Source organism: Acidovorax sp., from assembly GCF_046314175.1.
Taxonomy (GTDB): Bacteria; Pseudomonadota; Gammaproteobacteria; order Burkholderiales; family Burkholderiaceae_C; genus Acidovorax.
Genome location: NZ_JBKBXG010000109.1, coordinates 1 through 15,067 on the forward strand (window position 1 = coordinate 1; position 15,067 = coordinate 15,067).

The 15,067-nt window shown below is 66.5% G+C and carries 15 protein-coding genes; 9 read left to right on the plus strand and 6 right to left on the minus strand.

Annotation, left to right across the window (positions count from 1 at the left end; all coding sequences use genetic code 11):
- Window positions 1–350, plus strand: a 350-nt coding sequence (locus ACK4OE_RS22420; protein ID WP_409888258.1) for an ATP-binding cassette domain-containing protein, incomplete at its 5' end; no start/stop codon positions are given.
- Window positions 351–464: 114 nt separating this feature from the next.
- Window positions 465–806, plus strand: coding sequence for an EthD family reductase (locus tag ACK4OE_RS22425; RefSeq protein WP_409888260.1), 342 nt, complete (start codon window positions 465–467; stop codon window positions 804–806).
- Here ACK4OE_RS22425 and ACK4OE_RS22430 read toward each other — a convergent pair.
- Complete coding sequence (locus tag ACK4OE_RS22430; RefSeq protein ID WP_409888262.1) at window positions 803–2,824, minus strand: tetratricopeptide repeat protein; 2,022 nt, start codon at window positions 2,822–2,824, stop codon at window positions 803–805. The genes ACK4OE_RS22425 and ACK4OE_RS22430 overlap by 4 nt on opposite strands.
- Window positions 2,825–3,054: 230 nt before the next feature.
- Between ACK4OE_RS22430 and ACK4OE_RS22435 the strand changes: the two genes are divergently transcribed.
- Window positions 3,055–3,360: a helix-turn-helix domain-containing protein gene (locus ACK4OE_RS22435; RefSeq protein ID WP_409888264.1), complete on the plus strand. Its 306-nt coding sequence runs from the start codon at window positions 3,055–3,057 to the stop codon at window positions 3,358–3,360.
- A gap of 93 nt (window positions 3,361–3,453) precedes the next feature.
- On the opposite strand, the gene ACK4OE_RS22440 is transcribed toward ACK4OE_RS22435, so the two are convergent.
- Together ACK4OE_RS22440 and ACK4OE_RS22445 are read right to left on the minus strand one after the other, a co-directional pair.
- Window positions 3,454–4,446: a Bug family tripartite tricarboxylate transporter substrate binding protein gene (locus ACK4OE_RS22440; RefSeq protein ID WP_409888265.1), complete on the minus strand. Its 993-nt coding sequence runs from the start codon at window positions 4,444–4,446 to the stop codon at window positions 3,454–3,456.
- Window positions 4,447–4,531: 85 nt separating this feature from the next.
- Window positions 4,532–5,662: a lactonase family protein gene (locus tag ACK4OE_RS22445; RefSeq protein WP_409888267.1), complete on the minus strand. Its 1,131-nt coding sequence runs from the start codon at window positions 5,660–5,662 to the stop codon at window positions 4,532–4,534.
- 404 nt (window positions 5,663–6,066) lie between these two features.
- On the opposite strand from ACK4OE_RS22445, the gene ACK4OE_RS22450 reads away from it, so the two are divergent.
- From ACK4OE_RS22450 to ACK4OE_RS22465, 4 genes are all read left to right on the plus strand, one after another.
- A complete protein-coding gene (locus tag ACK4OE_RS22450) occupies window positions 6,067–7,038 on the plus strand; it encodes a Bug family tripartite tricarboxylate transporter substrate binding protein (protein ID WP_409888269.1) in 972 nt (323 codons plus the stop codon).
- Window positions 7,039–7,084: 46 nt separating this feature from the next.
- Complete coding sequence (gene kdgD / locus ACK4OE_RS22455) at window positions 7,085–7,996, plus strand: 5-dehydro-4-deoxyglucarate dehydratase (RefSeq protein ID WP_409888271.1); 912 nt, start codon at window positions 7,085–7,087, stop codon at window positions 7,994–7,996.
- Window positions 7,997–8,114: 118 nt separating this feature from the next.
- The gene (locus ACK4OE_RS22460; RefSeq protein ID WP_409888285.1) at window positions 8,115–8,579 is read left to right on the plus strand and encodes a nuclear transport factor 2 family protein; all 465 of its coding nucleotides are present in this window, start codon (window positions 8,115–8,117) and stop codon (window positions 8,577–8,579) included.
- Window positions 8,580–8,748: 169 nt separating this feature from the next.
- Entirely contained in the window at window positions 8,749–9,717 is a 969-nt protein-coding gene (locus tag ACK4OE_RS22465; protein WP_409888273.1) for a 2-hydroxyacid dehydrogenase, read from the plus strand.
- A 294-nt stretch (window positions 9,718–10,011) separates the two neighbouring features.
- Here ACK4OE_RS22465 and ACK4OE_RS22470 read toward each other — a convergent pair whose 3' ends face one another.
- Complete coding sequence (locus ACK4OE_RS22470) at window positions 10,012–10,896, minus strand: LysR family transcriptional regulator (RefSeq protein WP_409888275.1); 885 nt, start codon at window positions 10,894–10,896, stop codon at window positions 10,012–10,014.
- A 91-nt stretch (window positions 10,897–10,987) separates the two neighbouring features.
- Here ACK4OE_RS22470 and ACK4OE_RS22475 point away from each other — a divergent pair, with 91 nt between their 5' ends.
- A complete protein-coding gene (locus ACK4OE_RS22475; RefSeq protein WP_409888277.1) occupies window positions 10,988–11,419 on the plus strand; it encodes a nuclear transport factor 2 family protein in 432 nt (143 codons plus the stop codon).
- Here ACK4OE_RS22475 and ACK4OE_RS22480 read toward each other — a convergent pair.
- The gene (locus ACK4OE_RS22480) at window positions 11,397–12,323 is read right to left on the minus strand and encodes a LysR substrate-binding domain-containing protein (RefSeq protein ID WP_409888279.1); all 927 of its coding nucleotides are present in this window, start codon (window positions 12,321–12,323) and stop codon (window positions 11,397–11,399) included. The genes ACK4OE_RS22475 and ACK4OE_RS22480 overlap by 23 nt on opposite strands.
- A gap of 109 nt (window positions 12,324–12,432) precedes the next feature.
- On the opposite strand from ACK4OE_RS22480, the gene metE reads away from it, so the two are divergent.
- On the plus strand, window positions 12,433–14,814 hold the full coding sequence (gene metE, locus ACK4OE_RS22485; RefSeq protein WP_409888281.1) for a 5-methyltetrahydropteroyltriglutamate--homocysteine S-methyltransferase: 2,382 nt from the start codon (window positions 12,433–12,435) through the stop codon (window positions 14,812–14,814).
- A gap of 12 nt (window positions 14,815–14,826) precedes the next feature.
- Here the strand turns inward: metE and ACK4OE_RS22490 are convergent.
- Window positions 14,827–15,067 (minus strand): ketopantoate reductase family protein (locus ACK4OE_RS22490; RefSeq protein ID WP_409888283.1); only part of this gene is annotated, 241 nt, incomplete at its 5' end.

The following is a 15,067-nucleotide window of genomic DNA, read 5'->3' on the forward strand; positions in this document are numbered from 1 at the left end:
GCGAGCGCGGCGTCAAGCTCTCGGGCGGCCAGCGCCAGCGCGTGGCCATTGCACGCGTGATGCTCAAGGACGCGCCCATCCTGCTGCTGGACGAAGCCACCAGCGCGCTCGACTCCGAGGTCGAAGCCGCCATCCAGCAAAGCCTGGACGGGCTGATGCAAGGCAAGACGGTGATCGCCATTGCCCACCGCCTGTCCACCATTGCCGCCATGGACCGCCTCATCGTGATGGACGCAGGCCGCATCGTCGAAGAAGGCACACACGCCCAGCTGCTGGGCCAGGGCGGCGTGTACGCCCGGCTGTGGGGGCACCAGAGCGGCGGGTTCCTGGGCGAATCGGAAGAAGACTGAGTTGGCGAGGACGGATACGAGCCACATGGGCGACACGCTGTCGCGCACGCGGCTGTGCGGCGGGTGTGTTGTCCCTACGGTGGCGGGTTTCAACCACTGGATGGAATCGCACCAATGATCAAAGTCACCGCCCTGTACCGCTGGCGCGAAGGCGCCACCTTCAATCACGACTACTACCACGGCGAACACATGCGAATTGCCCGCGCGGCACTGCAGCCACTGGGCCTGCTGCGGCTGGAGAGCGACCGCGTGCTCTACCCTGGCGATCCTCGCCCGGGCCAGGTGGTGGCGCTGACCAACGCGTTCTTCAGCGACCTGAAGCAGGCGCAAACGGCCGCCAAGGCGACGATGGCCGAGCTGTCGGCAGACATTCCTAACTACACCAACATCCAGCCCGAGTCGTACTTTGCGCAGATGCTGGCGCACGAGGTCACGACCGGTCAAGAACGCGCTTAGCCGCGCTCGCGCACCGCCTTGAACAGCAGGCCCAGGCATACGGCCATGCCCACCATCGGCACTGCGGCCAATACGGCCACCACAGCGCGCGTCAGGGGCGACCAGTCAAAGTCGCGCGCTGTGCGCCAGGCACCAAAGGCTGCGACCAGTCCCAGGCCAAACATGCCCATGCGGAAGCTCGCACCGGGCTTGAAGAAGGCGATGAGCAGCACAACGTTGGCCACGCCCACCACCAGGGCCAGGTGGCCCAGGTGCAGCGAAAAGCCCGAGCGGCTGCCAGCGCCCTGGCGGCCTGCGTGTTCTGCCTCGTCGTCCTCGTCTTCCTCGCGTGTACTGCGCGCACGGCTGGGCGCCGGCCCCGGCACGGGTGGCGCGGGCCGGGGGGCCTGCGGCGCCGCACCACCGGCGCGGCCCCAGTCCGATGCCGACAACCCGGCAGCGGCAACCGAGGCTGCAACCGCTGCCACCGCAGTGGGCGCAGCGCCCCCTGGCGCCGCCACGGCGGCCCCCAGCCCGCGCTGCTGCAACACCGCCCGCAGGCGCCCAGGTTCGTGCAAGGCAGCCACCAGGGCGCGCACGGGGCTCTGCTCGTTGGGTGCAATGCGCAGGTCCGCCACCTGCATGGTGGTGCCGCGTGTGTTGGCCAGCATGAACAGCGCCTTGGCCACCTGCACATCCTTGGGGCCGCCCTTGCCGCTCTCCACGAACGTGCCCAGGTTGTACGTGGCGTCAGCATGGCCTTCTTCGGCGGCCTGGGCGTACCAGGCGCGCGCCTGGGCCAAATTGACAGGCCCACCATAGCGGCCATGCTCGTCGCTGGTGCCCAGGTGGAAGGCGGCGTGTGGGTCGCCCTCGTGCGCGTACCAGCCAGGCAGGTCGCGCAGGGGGTTGCCCGTCCACACCACCGACGCTGCCGCAGCCGACGCGCGGGAGGCTGGCGCCAGGGGCGCGAGGCTCAGGCCGCCGGGCGATTCCGCCTCTTCCTGCGCCTGCTGCTTTTTCTGCGCCCGCAGCCGTTGCTCCTGCGCGGCTGCATTCCACTTCGCGGCCTCCTGCATGTCCACCGGCCCGCCCCAGCCCCGCTCGAACATCAGGGCCAGCAGGCGCTTGGCGGGCTCGTGGTCCCATTCGGCGGCACGCTGGCACCAATAGCGGGCGTTTTCGAAGTTGGGCTGCTCCCAGCCGATCACGACATCCAGTGCGTGCAGGAAAGCCGCGACCTCATGCCCCTGCGCTGCGGCGGGCTCCAGGACGTCGGTGGCTTCGATGCGCTTGCGCGAGTACAGCGCCAGTTGCTGGCTGCGGGCCACGGCGTCGTCCACCGCCTTGCGGTCGTTGTCGATGATCTGCAGCAGTGGTTCGCCCGGCGCTGACTTCAGGCGCGCCATCAGCACCTGGATGCGTGCCTTGGCCTCGTCGGGAAAACGCTGGAAGAACGCCTCGGCATCCTTGCGGGTCTCTGCGTCGTGGGCGCCCATCAACTGCAGAGCGGCCGCCAGGTCGAAGTGCCTGCGCTGGCCCATGGTGCCAAAACGCAAGGCACGGCCCAGGGCATAGAGGGCGTGGGGGTTGCCGCGCGCAGCCCAGTGGCGGTATTCAGCCCAGGCGGTGGCGTCGTCGCCCGCCTTGCGGGCGCGCGCCGCACGCTGCACGGGCAGATCGGGCTCTTCGGGCGCATCGCCGTTGGCCAGGTAGTGCACGCCGCTTTGTGGGTCGTACAGGTTCAGGCCCAGGCGCACTGCCTGCTCCCAGCCATCGTCAAACGGAGCGCCCCAATCCGAAGCGCGGGTATTGATGCCCACGCCCCAGGTCGGGTCGGTCATTTCAGGGCCACCAAGGTAGATGTCCCAGAACCCGGGAGAGCGCTGCTCGATTGCCTGGGCCCAGGCCGCGAACTTGGGGTTCATCGGCACCTGGGGGCCCGCCTCCGCACGCTCGTACTGCGCGTCCGCCTCGGCCTTGGTGGTGGGCCAGGGCCAATCGGCGGGCTTTTCCCAGATCTGGATGGTGTAGCTCACAGGTCCCTCCTCGGATGCCGCCGGTTGTGCGGCGTGTTGTGGTGTTGTCTTTCGTCAAGCGCGAGCGAATTCTAGGAGCGGCCCCCCGCCATGCCCCAGAGGCGCACCCCACCAGTTTGTCCAGTGACGCACCCGCACCACACCCGGATGTTGGCACGCAGTTTTGGGTAAAAATGGGCCTCTGCGCTCGTCCATCAAGCCCAAATAGCTCCTATTTTTATAGCAAACCTATGTCCCAACCGCCACGCTCTGCCCTCGCTCTCGCCATGCCTGTGCCCACCGGCGATCAGCTCAAGGCCGCCCGCACTGCCGCCGGGCTGAGCCAGGCCCAGGCGGCCGAACTCATGGGCTACCCGCTGCAGACCGGCAGCCGGGGCGGCGTGCAGTCGCGCACCTGGCAGGCGCTGGAGAGCATGAGCGACGAGCGCAACATGCAGGGGCCGGTGTTTGCGATGTTTCTGCTGCTGACGGGCCAGCACCCCGACTTTCTGCTGACCGCGCGCCCGGCGGACGACAGCGGCAGCGCCACCGGCTGACCAGTTCGCATGCGCTGACACCATAAAAAAAGCGGAACAGCCCGCAGGCGGCTCCGCAAAGTCTTCACAGGGAGATAAGAGTTAGGCAGGCGTTCAATCTACCTTGATGTTCGCCGCCTTGATCACCTGGGCCCACTTCTCCACCTCGGCCTTCTGGAAAGCGGCGATCTGCGTGGTGTTGAGGTCGGCGGGCTCCATGCCAAAGCCCTTCAGGCGGGTCTGCATGTCGGGCTGGGCCAGGATCTTGCGGATCTCGTCGTGCAGGCGCGAGACGATGGGTGCGGGCGTGGCGGCAGGCACAAAGATGGCCTGCCACGACTGCACCTGGAAGTCGGCCAGGCCGTTCACCCCAGACTCGGCCACGGTGGGCACGTCGGGCATCGAGGCCAGGCGCTTGGGCGAGGTGACGGCAATGGCGCGCAGCTTGCCGCTCTGGATGTGCGGGGCAGCCACCACGGTGGTGTCGAACATCATGTCCACCTGGCCGCTGATCACGTCCTGGATGGCCGGGCCGCTGCCCTTGTAGGGGATGTGCGTGAACTTCACGCCCGACTTGTAGGCCAGCAGCTCCACCGCCAGGTGCTGCGAGCTGCCGGTGCCTGCCGACGCCGACGACAAACCGCCGTCCTTGCCCTTGGCCGCAGCCAGCACGTCCTTGAGGGTTTTGTGCGGGCTGTTGGCGGCCACCACCAGCACCACGGGGTTGGTGCCGATCAGCGTCACGGGGCTGAAGGACTTGATGGGGTCATAGCCCAGCTTGGGATACAGGCTGATGTTGATGGCGTGCGAGCTGACGGTGCCGCCCAGCAGGGTGTAGCCATCGGGCGCCGCGCGCGCTGCGGCCTCCGAGCCCACGCTGCCTGCCGCACCGCCCTTGTTCTCCACCACCACCGTGGTGCCCAGCACGGGCCCCAGTTGCTGGCCGATGAGGCGGCCCAGTGTGTCGGTGGTGCCGCCTGCGGCAAAGGGCACCACGTAGCTGATGGTCTTGCCCGTGGGCCAGGTGCCCTGGGCGGCGGCGGGCAGGCCGATGAAGCCCACGGCAGCGGCGAGGGCCGCCGTGTGGATGAGGTGTCTGCGTTGCATGGTCAAAAGTCTCCTGGTGTGTCAAAGGTGAATGAGGGCTGATGGACGGGGCCGCTCTGGCGCGGCGGCTGGCGTCCAGCAAGGGTCAAGGCAAATCAACAATCTCGACCCAGTTGGGGTTCTTGCCTGCAGGCACGCGCGTGGCGGTGCCAGGGATGCCGGTGGCGGGGTCGATGGGGTGCAGCGCAATGTGGTGCGACTCCTGCCCCGCCGCGATCAAAAAGCGGCCTGACGGGTCCACCGCAAAGCCGCGCGGGGTTTTTTCGGTAAGCACCTGGCCCAGCGGCTGCAGCTGGCCGGTGGCGGCATCCACGCGGAAGCTGCTGAGCGTGCTGGAGGTGCGCTCGGACGCATACAGCGTGCGCCCGTCGGGCGACAGGTGAATGTCGGCCGCCCAGGGCTTGCCGGTAAAGCCTGCGGGCAGCGTGGTGGTGCGCTGCACGGCACGCAACGCGCCACGCTCCTTGTCGTAGGCCATCACATGCACCGAGGCGTCCAGCTCGTTCAGCAAATACAGGCTGCGCTGTGCCTTGTCCCATACAAAGTGGCGCGGGCCCGACTTTTCAGGGGTCACCGTGGTCAGCGCGGGCTCGTGTGCCGTGAGCTTGCCGGTCTCGGCGTCAAAGCGCCAGGCCGAGAGGTTGTCACCCCCCAGGCTGGTGGCCAGCACATGGCGGTTGGCCGCATCGGCGTGGATGGCGTGCGCGTGGGGCGCCGTGGGGATGAGCTGCTGCACTGCACCCACCGCCCCGTCCTTGCCAATGCTGTTGACCGTGATCTTGTGGCCGGGGTACGAGGCCGCAAACAGCCAGCGGCCCGTGGCATCGGTGGCGATGTTGGCCATGCTGTCGGCCAGCGGGGCCTCGCCCAGTTTGCGCAGCTTGCCGCTGGCCGGGTCGATGGCCAGGCTCACCACCCGAAACGGCTGCGAGCGCAGGGCCACATACAACACCTTCTTGTCCGGGCTCACGACCATGGGCATGGCCATGCCCCCGAGCGCGGTGGTGTCCACCGGCTTCAAGGCGCCCGCGCTGCGGTCCAGCTCGAACACCGACACATCCTGGCTGTCGGCGTTGGATACATAGACCCAGGTGGCCGCCCCAACCCCGGGCGCAGCCAGGGCCAGCGCAAGGGCGGCCAAAGGCGCCAGGCGCCCAAGAGGTGCAAGAGACGTAAAAGGCCCGGCTGGGCGGCGGGTGTGAAGTGCAGCGGTCATGCGGTTTTCCTTCTTCTGGTGGTGCGCAGCCTGCGGGCCGGGGGCCACAGACATGCGATGTCTCGGTGCTGGGGTGCCTTCTTCGGGGCGGGTCCGGTGGCCCCGCAGCCCATGGAAAGCAAGGTGCTCATCCCGGGGTTGGCACGGTTTTGTTATATGTCGTCATACAACATAGGTCGCATTGTGAACCCAACCCAATCCATCTCACCAAAGGGATTACCCGCAGTTTTTGTGAGCGCATGACGCCCTGTTTCAGAGGCGTTTCACGGTCAAAATCGGCCAAAACGATCAGTGTTTACCCTGATTTTTCCGCACAGATGCCTGCTTTGTGATGGAGTGGCTTGTGTTTTTTTCGACCTAGTTGTACGATGACTAACAACAACCTGACAACCCGGAGACATTCCATGACCCTGAACCGCCGCGCCGTCCTTCTGGCCTGCACCGCCGCACTCGCAGCCGCCTCTGCCACCGCCCAGACGGCCGACTGGCCCGCCAAGACCCTGCGCATCGTGGTGCCCTACCCGCCCGGCGGCAGCTCGGACATCATTGCGCGCTCCATCAGCCAGGTGCTGTCCGAGTCGCTCAAACAAACCGTCATCGTCGAAAACAAGCCCGGCGCCAATGGCAACCTGGGGGCCGACTTTGTGGCCAAGGCCGAACCCGATGGCTACACCATGCTGCTGTGCGATGTGGGCGCGCTGGCCATCAGCCCCTCGGTCTACACCAAGCTGTCGTTCGATCCTTCCAAGGACCTGCGCGGCGTGACCATGCTGGCCTACTCACCCCACCTGCTGGTGGTGCATCCTTCGGTGCCGGTGAGCAACCTCAAGGAGCTGGTCGCCTATTCGAAGAAGAACGACCTGAACTTTGCCGTGACAGCCACCGGCAGCGCCCCCCACCTGGCCGGTGTGGCGCTGGAGCGCGCCAGCGGTGCGCGCTGGCAGTACATCCCCTACAAGGGCGGCGTCACCGCCATCCAGGACACCGTGGCAGGCCAGACCCAGGTGCTGATGAACGGCATGCTGGCCACCTTGCCCCAGGTGCAAAACGGCAAGCTCAAGGTACTGGGCGTGTCCAAGTCCACCCGCATGCCGCTCATCGGCAACGTGCCCACCATCGCCGAACAGGGCGTGACGGGCTACGAGTCCGGCACCTGGCAAGGGGTGCTGCTGCCACGCGGCACGCCCGAGGCCGTGGTGCAAAAGCTCAACAAGGCCCTCATCACCGCCATCCGCTCGCCCGAGATCCGCTCGCGCCTCGCAGGCCAGGGCGCCGAGGTCGTGACCATGACCCCCGCCGAGCAGGACCAGTTCTTTGCCAAGGAACGCGCACGCTGGGCCAGCGTGGTGACGGCCGCCAACATCAAGCTGGACTGAGCCCCTGCTCCTGCATCCCCATTTCCTCTTACCGCCCCGCACTGACATGACCCCTCAAGACCTCAAAACCATCATGGGCTCCGGCCTGCTGTCCTTCCCCATCACGGACTTCGACGAGCAAGGCAACTTCCGCCCCAAGACCTACATCGAGCGCCTGGAGTGGCTCGCCCCCTATGGCGCCAGCGCCCTGTTTGCCGCCGGCGGCACAGGGGAATACTTCTCCCTGTCGGGCCCCGAGTACAGCCAGGTCATCAAGACGGCCGTGGACACCTGCCGGGGCAAGGTGCCCATCATTGCCGGTGCCGGTGGCCCCACCCGCACGGCCATTGCCCATGCCCAGGAGGCCGAGCGCCTGGGAGCCCACGGCATCCTGCTGCTGCCCCACTACCTGACCGAAGCCGGCCAGGAGGGCCTGATCGAGCATGTGGCCCAGGTCTGCAACAGCGTGAAGTTCGGCGTGATCGTCTACAACCGCGACCGCACCAAGCTCACGGCCGACTCCCTGGCCATCCTGGCCGAGCGCTGCCCCAACCTGATCGGCTTCAAGGACGGGGTGGGCAACATCGAGACCATGTCCTCGATCTTCATGAAGATGGGCGACCGCTTCTCGTACCTGGGCGGCCTGCCCACGGCCGAGGTGTATGCAGCCGCCTACAAGGCGCTGGGCACGCCGGTGTATTCGTCGGCGGTGTTCAACTTCATCCCCAAGACGGCGATGGAGTTCTACAAGGCGGTGGCGGCCGACGACATGGCCACGCAGCACAAGCTGCTCAAGGAGTTCTTCATGCCGTATCTGGCCATCCGCAACCGGGTGGAAGGCTATGGCGTGTCCATCATCAAGGCAGGTGCCCGCATCGTGGGCCACGACGGCGGGCCGGTGCGCGCGCCGCTGACGGACCTCAAGCCCCATGAGGTGGAAGAGCTGGCTGCACTGATCAAGAAGCTCGGCCCGCAGTAAGCCCGCCCGGCCAACACCTTTGCAAGAAACCACCACGCGCCTGGCCGTGCACGGGCGTGTGGTGTTGCTATGGCACGCCCTTCTCGTCCACAAAACCACCACAACGGAGACAGACAAGATGTTCAGGAAATTCCTTCTCGCCACCGCCGCTGCGATCGCCGTGGCCACCCTGGCGGGCTGCGCCGCCAGCGCACCAACGGCTTCGCACTCTGCATCGGCCGAACAGGCCGTGGCCGCCGCCGCCGAGCGCCTGCGCCTGGCCATGATCGACCCCACTCCGGCCGCCCTGGCCCCGCTGGTGGCCGACGACCTGAGCTACGGCCACTCCGGCGGCCGCGTGGACACCAAGGACAGCTTCATCGGCGACCTGGTGGCAGGCAAGTCCGACTTCGTAACCATCGCCATCACCGACCAGACCATCAAGGTGGTGGGGCACACCGCCCTGGTGCGCCACACCCTCACGGCCGACACCAACGACTCGGGCAAGCCCGGCAAGGTGCAGATCAAGATACTGGGCGTGTGGCAGCAGCAAGGCGGCCAGTGGAAGCTGCTGGCCCGCCAGGCCGTTCGCGTAAACACTTGATGCCCCCTGAGTCGCTTCGCGCCATCCCCCTCAGGGGGACGCCGCCCCTGCGGCGGGGCGGCCCTTGCACGGCGGCGCTGGCGGGGCCGCGCCCGTCTCCGTAGCCCGGCGATACGCGACACTGCGACTCAAGTCCGCCTTCTCAACATTCCAGGTTGCACTCCATCCAATGACCACCAACGCCCCGCCCCGCATCCTGCAAATCGGCCGCCTGCCCTTGCCCGCCCTCGAAACCGAACTGGCCGCGCGCTACAGCGTAGCCTGCCTGGCCGACCAGGCCGACCCGCAGGGCTTTCTGGCGGCGCATGGCGCTGAGTTTTCGGGCGTGGTCACCACGGCGTCCATCGGGCTCACGGGCGAGGTGATCGCCGCACTGCCCCATCTGCAGGTCATCAGCAGCTTTGGCGTGGGCTTTGACGCGCTCGACATCGGCGCCGCCACTGCCCGCGGCGTGCAGGTGGGCTACACGCCCGGCGTGCTCAACGACTGTGTGGCCGACATGGCGTTTGCGCTGATGCTGGACGTGTCGCGCGGCATTGCGGCCAGCGACCGTTTTGTGCGCCGGGGCGAATGGCCCAAGGCCCGGTTTGCATTGGGTAGCCGCGTGTCTGGCAAGCGCCTGGGCATTGTCGGCATGGGCCGCATCGGCCAGGCCGTGGCCGAGCGCGCCGCGGGCTTTCGCATGGAGGTGGGCTACCACAACCGCCGCCCGGCCGAGGGTTGCGCGTTGTCCTATTTCGAGTCGTTGACTGCCCTCGCGCAATGGGCCGACTACCTGGTGCTGACCGTGGCCGGGGGCGCAGGCACGCGCCATCTGGTCAACAGTGACGTGCTCAACGCCCTGGGCCAGAGCGGCTATCTCATCAACGTGGCGCGCGGCAGCGTGGTGGATGAGTCCGCGCTGATCGCAGCCCTGTCCGAACGCCGCATTGCCGGTGCCGGGCTGGATGTGTTCGAGGATGAACCCAATGTGCCCGACGCCCTGATGGCGCTGGACAACGTGGTGCTCACCCCGCACACCGCCAGCGCCACGCACGAAACTCGCCGGGCGATGGCGGATTTGGTGCTGGAGAATTTGCGGGCGTTTTATGCCACCGGGGCGGTGCGGGTGCCGGTGCCGGGTACTGGTCGGCCCTGAGCCTTGCCACGACGGCTGGGCCTGGGCACGCGCCCAGCTCTACCCAGTTGTTTCCCCCTCTCCCCTCGTGGGAGAGGGACGGGGAGAGGGGGTGACGGAACAATCACCGCGCTCCCTCTCCCCCACTCTCTCCCGCAAAGGGCGAGAGAGCTGAAGACCGCGCTGCTGAGTCCAAGGGCTAAAAATTAGGTCTTTTTGGCCGCTAGCGCTTATTCATAAAGCGCAAGCAGCTATCAAAATCGAAGTATTTGCTGCACTGACTGCACACCTGCATCCGCGCCGTTTTGCAAGGCGTCAAGACTCCCCAGGGTTCACAAACCTTTTTGCAAACACCTCCGGGTCCACCCGCGGCTTGGCGCCTTTCAACTGAAACAGCCACATTGCGTACAACGGCAATGACTCGGTCAGCCGCAAGGGAACCACTAACTCGGCGGCGGCGCCCAGCAGTGCGGGATGGGGGAACACCGCAAGCAGGTCGGTTTGGATGACCAGGTTCAGCATGCTTGCAAAGTCGGCGCAGCGCACGGACATATGGGGCGCGGGCATGCGCCGCACGCGATGCGCTTCGGTCAACACATCCACAGGCCCGCTGACGCTGGGACCCACACACGCCCACGCCGCGCCCTGCAATTGCGCCAGAGACTGCGCCTGGGCCAGCGGCTGGTGGCGGCGCGCGTAGATGAGCGGGTGCAGTTCATACAACTGCCACTGCGCCACGTCGGGGTGCGCGAACTTGCGCGGCCTGGGCGCTATGACGGCGTCGAACTGCCGCTGCAACAGCCCCGTGAGCAGGCTGCCCTCATCAGCCGTGCTCATGTGCAGTGATCGCCTCGCGTCAGGCAGACACCAGCTTTCATACAGGATGGGGCCGCACACCAGGGCGGCAGAAGTGGTGAGCCCAACGCGCAGTATCCGCCGGTCCGCAGGTTTGGGCAACGCCAAAGGCAAGGCGTCCATACGCTGCGACAGAGCCAACGCTTCTGAGGCCACGCTGCGCGCCAGCTCGGTAGGCACATGGCGGCGCCCTTCTCGCACCAGCAAGGGCGCGTCGAACTGGTTTTGCAGAGCCTTCAGGCCATAGCTGATCGCTGGCTGCGAAACGCCGCAGGCTTTGGCCGCCAAAGCGAAGGAGCCGTGTTCGATGACCGACTGGAGGTATTGCAGGTTGCGCAGATACATAAGCCGTATTTATGGTTTGAGCGCCATTGTGGCTTGTGCGCCAGCGCTGCCCGAACGAAGCTACGAGCTCGAACCAACACCGACTGCTTTCATGACCACTGTGCAACTCGACACTGTCCGCACCTACCTCACCCACCTGCATGCCAGCAACACCGACGGCCTGATCGCCTGCTTCGAAGACGATGGCGTGGTGCACTCGCCTTTCCTGGGCACCATGCGGGCCGACGACTTCTTCAAGAAACTGGCCCAAGCCTCCAGCGGCAGCGTGATCACCGTGCTGGATCTGTTTGCCTCGGCCCAACCTGAAAGCGGCGGCTCGGTGCGAGTTGCCGCCTACTTCCGCTACGACTGGACCTTGAACGATGGCCGCGAGGTGACCTTTACCTGCGTGGATGTATTCACCTTTGATGCGGGCAGCACCCGCATCCGCGACATGAACATCGTCTACGACACCCACCCGCTGCGCGAAGAGGTGGGCGACAAGTACGCGCCCGATCCGGTCACAACAGCTCCACGCCCTTGAGCGTTACGAAACTCGTCTCGCGCGTTACCTGCACAAAGTCCTGCAGGTAGGGTTTGGCCGACAGGCTGGGCAGGCTGACCGCGTGCAGTTCGCCGCGCAAACCCTTGACGCCAATCGGCCGCGCCGTCACATAGCCCCGGTCCAGGTAACTCTGCACCGCCCACAGCGGCAGCGCCGCCACACCCCGCCCGCTGGCCACCAGTTGCAGCATGGCCACCGTCAGCTCGGTGGTGCGGCGCGGGGGGCGCACACCGGCGGGCTCCAATACTTGGCGGATCAGGTCCAGCATTTCATCGGGCACGGGGTAGGTGATGATGGTCTGGTCGGCAAAGTCCTCTGCCACCAGGTGCGGCTTGGCCACCAGCGGGTGCGTGTTGGCCAGCAGTGCGCGGATCTCAAAGCCAAACAGCGCGTGGTAGTCCACGCCCGCCTCGTCGGCATCCACTTCGGAAACGATGGCCACATCGGCCCGGCCCTGGTGCAGCAGGCCCACGGGGTCGGCATGAAATCCGCTCACGATGTCCAGCTCCACCTCGGGCCAGCGGGTGCGAAACGCGTCCATGGCGGGCATGAGCCAGTCAAAACAGGTGTGGCATTCCACCGCAATGCGCATCTGCCCGCCCTGCCCCAGCACCAGGCGGGCAATGTCGCGCTCTGCACCTTCGACTTGCGGCAACACCACGTCCGCCAATGCCAGCAGGCGCTCGCCCACGGCGGTGAACTGCGGCGGTACCGATTTGCGCTCGAACAGCGGCTGGCCATAGCGGTCTTCCAGCAGCTTGATCTGGTGCGACAGCGCCGACTGCGTGAGGTTGAGCAACTGCGCGGCCCGCACCAGGCTACCGCTGTCGCGCAGGGCGACCAGGGTGCGCAGGTGGCGGACTTCCACGATGGAGTGGTTCATTATTAATTTTCAAGTTGAACGACTAAAACTTTCGTTTGAATAATAAACGAGCCCGCGCGACCATCGGTGCCTTCAACGTATTGCTCTGTTTCAGAAGAAGGAAATCGCCATGTCGCTCGCCGCTCTCACCACCCGCCGCCCCGTGCTCACGCACACCCTGGGCTTTCCGCGCATGGGGGCGCAGCGGGAGCTGAAGTTCGCGCTCGAATCCTTTTGGCGCGGTGACAGTACCGAGGCCGAGTTGCACACCGCCGCCGCCCAGCTTCGTCAGCTGCACTGGCAGGCGCAGGCCGATGCGGGCCTGGGTTTTGTGACGGTGGGCGACTTTGCGCTGTACGACCATGTGGCCAACCACATCCAGCTGCTGGACTGCGAGCCCGCGCGCTTTGGGTTTGACACGCACACGCCCGAGGTGGCGCGCTACTTTGCGATGGCACGGGGTGTGTCGGCCCAGGCTGCCGAAGCGCATGAAGGCTGCAACGCCGGTTGCAGCGCCAAGCACACCAGCGTCGGCCAACCCGCGCTGGAGATGACCAAGTGGTTTGACACCAACTACCACTACCTCGTGCCCGAGTTCAGCGCCCACACGCAGTTCCACCTCGCCAGCGAGCGCCTGTTTGCCGAGGTGGCCGAGGCCCAGGCCCTGGGCCACCGCGCCAAGGCCGTGCTGCTGGGGCCGCTGAGCTTTTTGTGGCTGGGCAAATCCAAGGTCGCAAGCTTTGACCGCTTCAGCCTGCTCGCGCAACTGCTGCCGGTGTACGAGGCCGTGCTGGCGCGCCTGAAGGCCCAGGGTGTGGAATGGGTGCAGATCGACGAGCCCATCCTGGGGCTGGACTTGCCCGATGTGTGGCGCCATGCGTTTGAGCCCAGCTATTGGCAACTGGCGCGCAGCGCGCCCAAGCTGCTGCTGGCCACCTACTTCTCGCCCCTGGCCGAAAACCTGCGCATTGCCTGCCAACTGCCCGTGGCCGGTTTGCATGTGGATGCCGTGCGCGCGCCCGAGGAACTGGTGGGCGTGGCCGACTGGCTGCCATCGCACAAGGTGCTGTCGGTAGGCGTTGTGGACGGCCGCAACATCTGGCGCACCGACCTGGATGCCGCCTTGGCCAAGCTGCGCCCGGTGGCCGACAAGCACCAGGGCGAGCTGTGGCTGGCGCCGTCGTGCTCGCTGCTGCATGTGCCGTTCAGCCTGTTGGCCGAGACACAGCTGGATGCCGAGGTGAAGTCGTGGCTGGCGTTTGCGGTGGAAAAACTGGACGAACTGCGTGTACTTTCCACCGCGTTGTCGCAGGGCGAGACAGCGGCAGACGACGAACTGCACGCCGCCCGCACCGCCCTGGCCGCCCGCCGCGCCAGCCCGCGTGTCCACCGCGCCACCGTGGCCGCGCGTTTGGCCGCCGCCGCGCCGGGGGCAGACCAGCGTGCCAGCGCCTTCCCCGCCCGTCAAAAGGCTCAGCGTGCGCGTTTGAAGCTGCCGCTGCTGCCCACCACCACGATTGGCTCGTTCCCGCAGACGGCGGAGATCCGCGCCGCACGCGCCGCCTTCAAGCGCGGCGCGCTCGATGCAGCGCACTACCAACAGAAAATGCAGGCCGAAATTGCCTTGGCCGTGCGCAAGCAAGAAGCCCTGGGCATTGACGTGCTGGTGCACGGCGAGGCCGAGCGCAACGACATGGTCGAATACTTTGGCGAGCAGCTCGACGGTTTTGCCTTCACCGGCAACGGCTGGGTACAAAGCTATGGCTCACGCTGCGTGAAGCCGCCCATCATCTACGGCGATGTGGCCCGCCCCGCCCCCATGACCGTGGCGTGGACGCAGTTCGCCCAGAGCCTGACCACCAAGCCCATGAAGGGCATGCTCACCGGCCCCATCACCATCTTGCAATGGAGCTTTGTGCGCGACGACCAGCCCCGCGCCACCACCGCCGACCAGATCGCCTGGGCGATCCGCGACGAGGTGTGCGACCTGGAGGCAGCGGGCATCGCCATCATCCAGATCGACGAGCCCGCCATCCGCGAAGGACTGCCGCTGCGCCGCGTCGGGTGGAAGAACTACCTGGACCGCGCCACGCGCGCCTTCCGCATCAGTGCCAGTGGCGTGCGCAACGACACGCAGATCCACACCCACATGTGCTACAGCGAGTTCAACGACATCCTGCCCGCCATCGCGGCCATGGATGCGGATGTGATCACGATTGAGACGAGCCGCTCGGACATGGAGCTGTTGCAAGGCTTTGGCGAGTTCAAGTACCCGAACGAGATCGGCCCCGGCGTGTACGACATCCACTCCCCTCGCGTGCCCGGCGTGCAGGAGATGGCCGTGCTGCTCGAAAAAGCCGCCGAGGTCGTGCCCGTGGAGCACCTGTGGGTAAACCCCGACTGCGGCCTCAAGACGCGGGGCTGGCCCGAGACCGAAGCCGCGCTGCGCCACATGGTGCAGGCAGCGCAGGAAGTGCGCGAGCGGTTGCTGGAAGAAGCGGCGCTGGCCTGACGGCCCCCCGGTTCAGCCCGCAGCGCGCTTCATCTCGGCCAGCTTCACCAGCACCTGCAGCGCGTGGTTCAGCGGCGTCGGCACGCCCAAAGCGGCGCCGCGCTTGACCACATAGCCATTCAGATGGTCGATCTCGGTGGGTTTGCCACGCGCCAGGTCCTGCGCGGTGGACGAATACTGCCCGGGCATGGTGCTGGCGATGCCGCGCACGGCCGCCTGCACATCGCCCGGAATCGTCACCCCATCGGCCGCC

What these genes read in the sequence shown, in the direction of transcription:
- ACK4OE_RS22425 (WP_409888260.1), top strand. Translation starts at nt 465, where the DNA reads ATGATCAAAGTCACCGCCCTGTACCGCTGGCGCGAAGGCGCCACCTTC.
- ACK4OE_RS22435 (WP_409888264.1), top strand. Translation starts at nt 3,055, where the DNA reads ATGTCCCAACCGCCACGCTCTGCCCTCGCTCTCGCCATGCCTGTGCCC.
- ACK4OE_RS22440 (WP_409888265.1), bottom strand. Translation starts at nt 4,446, where the DNA reads ATGCAACGCAGACACCTCATCCACACGGCGGCCCTCGCCGCTGCCGTG.
- ACK4OE_RS22445 (WP_409888267.1), bottom strand. Translation starts at nt 5,662, where the DNA reads ATGACCGCTGCACTTCACACCCGCCGCCCAGCCGGGCCTTTTACGTCT.
- ACK4OE_RS22450 (WP_409888269.1), top strand. Translation starts at nt 6,067, where the DNA reads ATGACCCTGAACCGCCGCGCCGTCCTTCTGGCCTGCACCGCCGCACTC.
- kdgD (WP_409888271.1), top strand. Translation starts at nt 7,085, where the DNA reads ATGACCCCTCAAGACCTCAAAACCATCATGGGCTCCGGCCTGCTGTCC.
- ACK4OE_RS22460 (WP_409888285.1), top strand. Translation starts at nt 8,115, where the DNA reads ATGTTCAGGAAATTCCTTCTCGCCACCGCCGCTGCGATCGCCGTGGCC.
- ACK4OE_RS22465 (WP_409888273.1), top strand. Translation starts at nt 8,749, where the DNA reads ATGACCACCAACGCCCCGCCCCGCATCCTGCAAATCGGCCGCCTGCCC.
- ACK4OE_RS22470 (WP_409888275.1), bottom strand. Translation starts at nt 10,896, where the DNA reads ATGTATCTGCGCAACCTGCAATACCTCCAGTCGGTCATCGAACACGGC.
- ACK4OE_RS22475 (WP_409888277.1), top strand. Translation starts at nt 10,988, where the DNA reads ATGACCACTGTGCAACTCGACACTGTCCGCACCTACCTCACCCACCTG.
- ACK4OE_RS22480 (WP_409888279.1), bottom strand. Translation starts at nt 12,323, where the DNA reads ATGAACCACTCCATCGTGGAAGTCCGCCACCTGCGCACCCTGGTCGCC.
- metE (WP_409888281.1), top strand. Translation starts at nt 12,433, where the DNA reads ATGTCGCTCGCCGCTCTCACCACCCGCCGCCCCGTGCTCACGCACACC.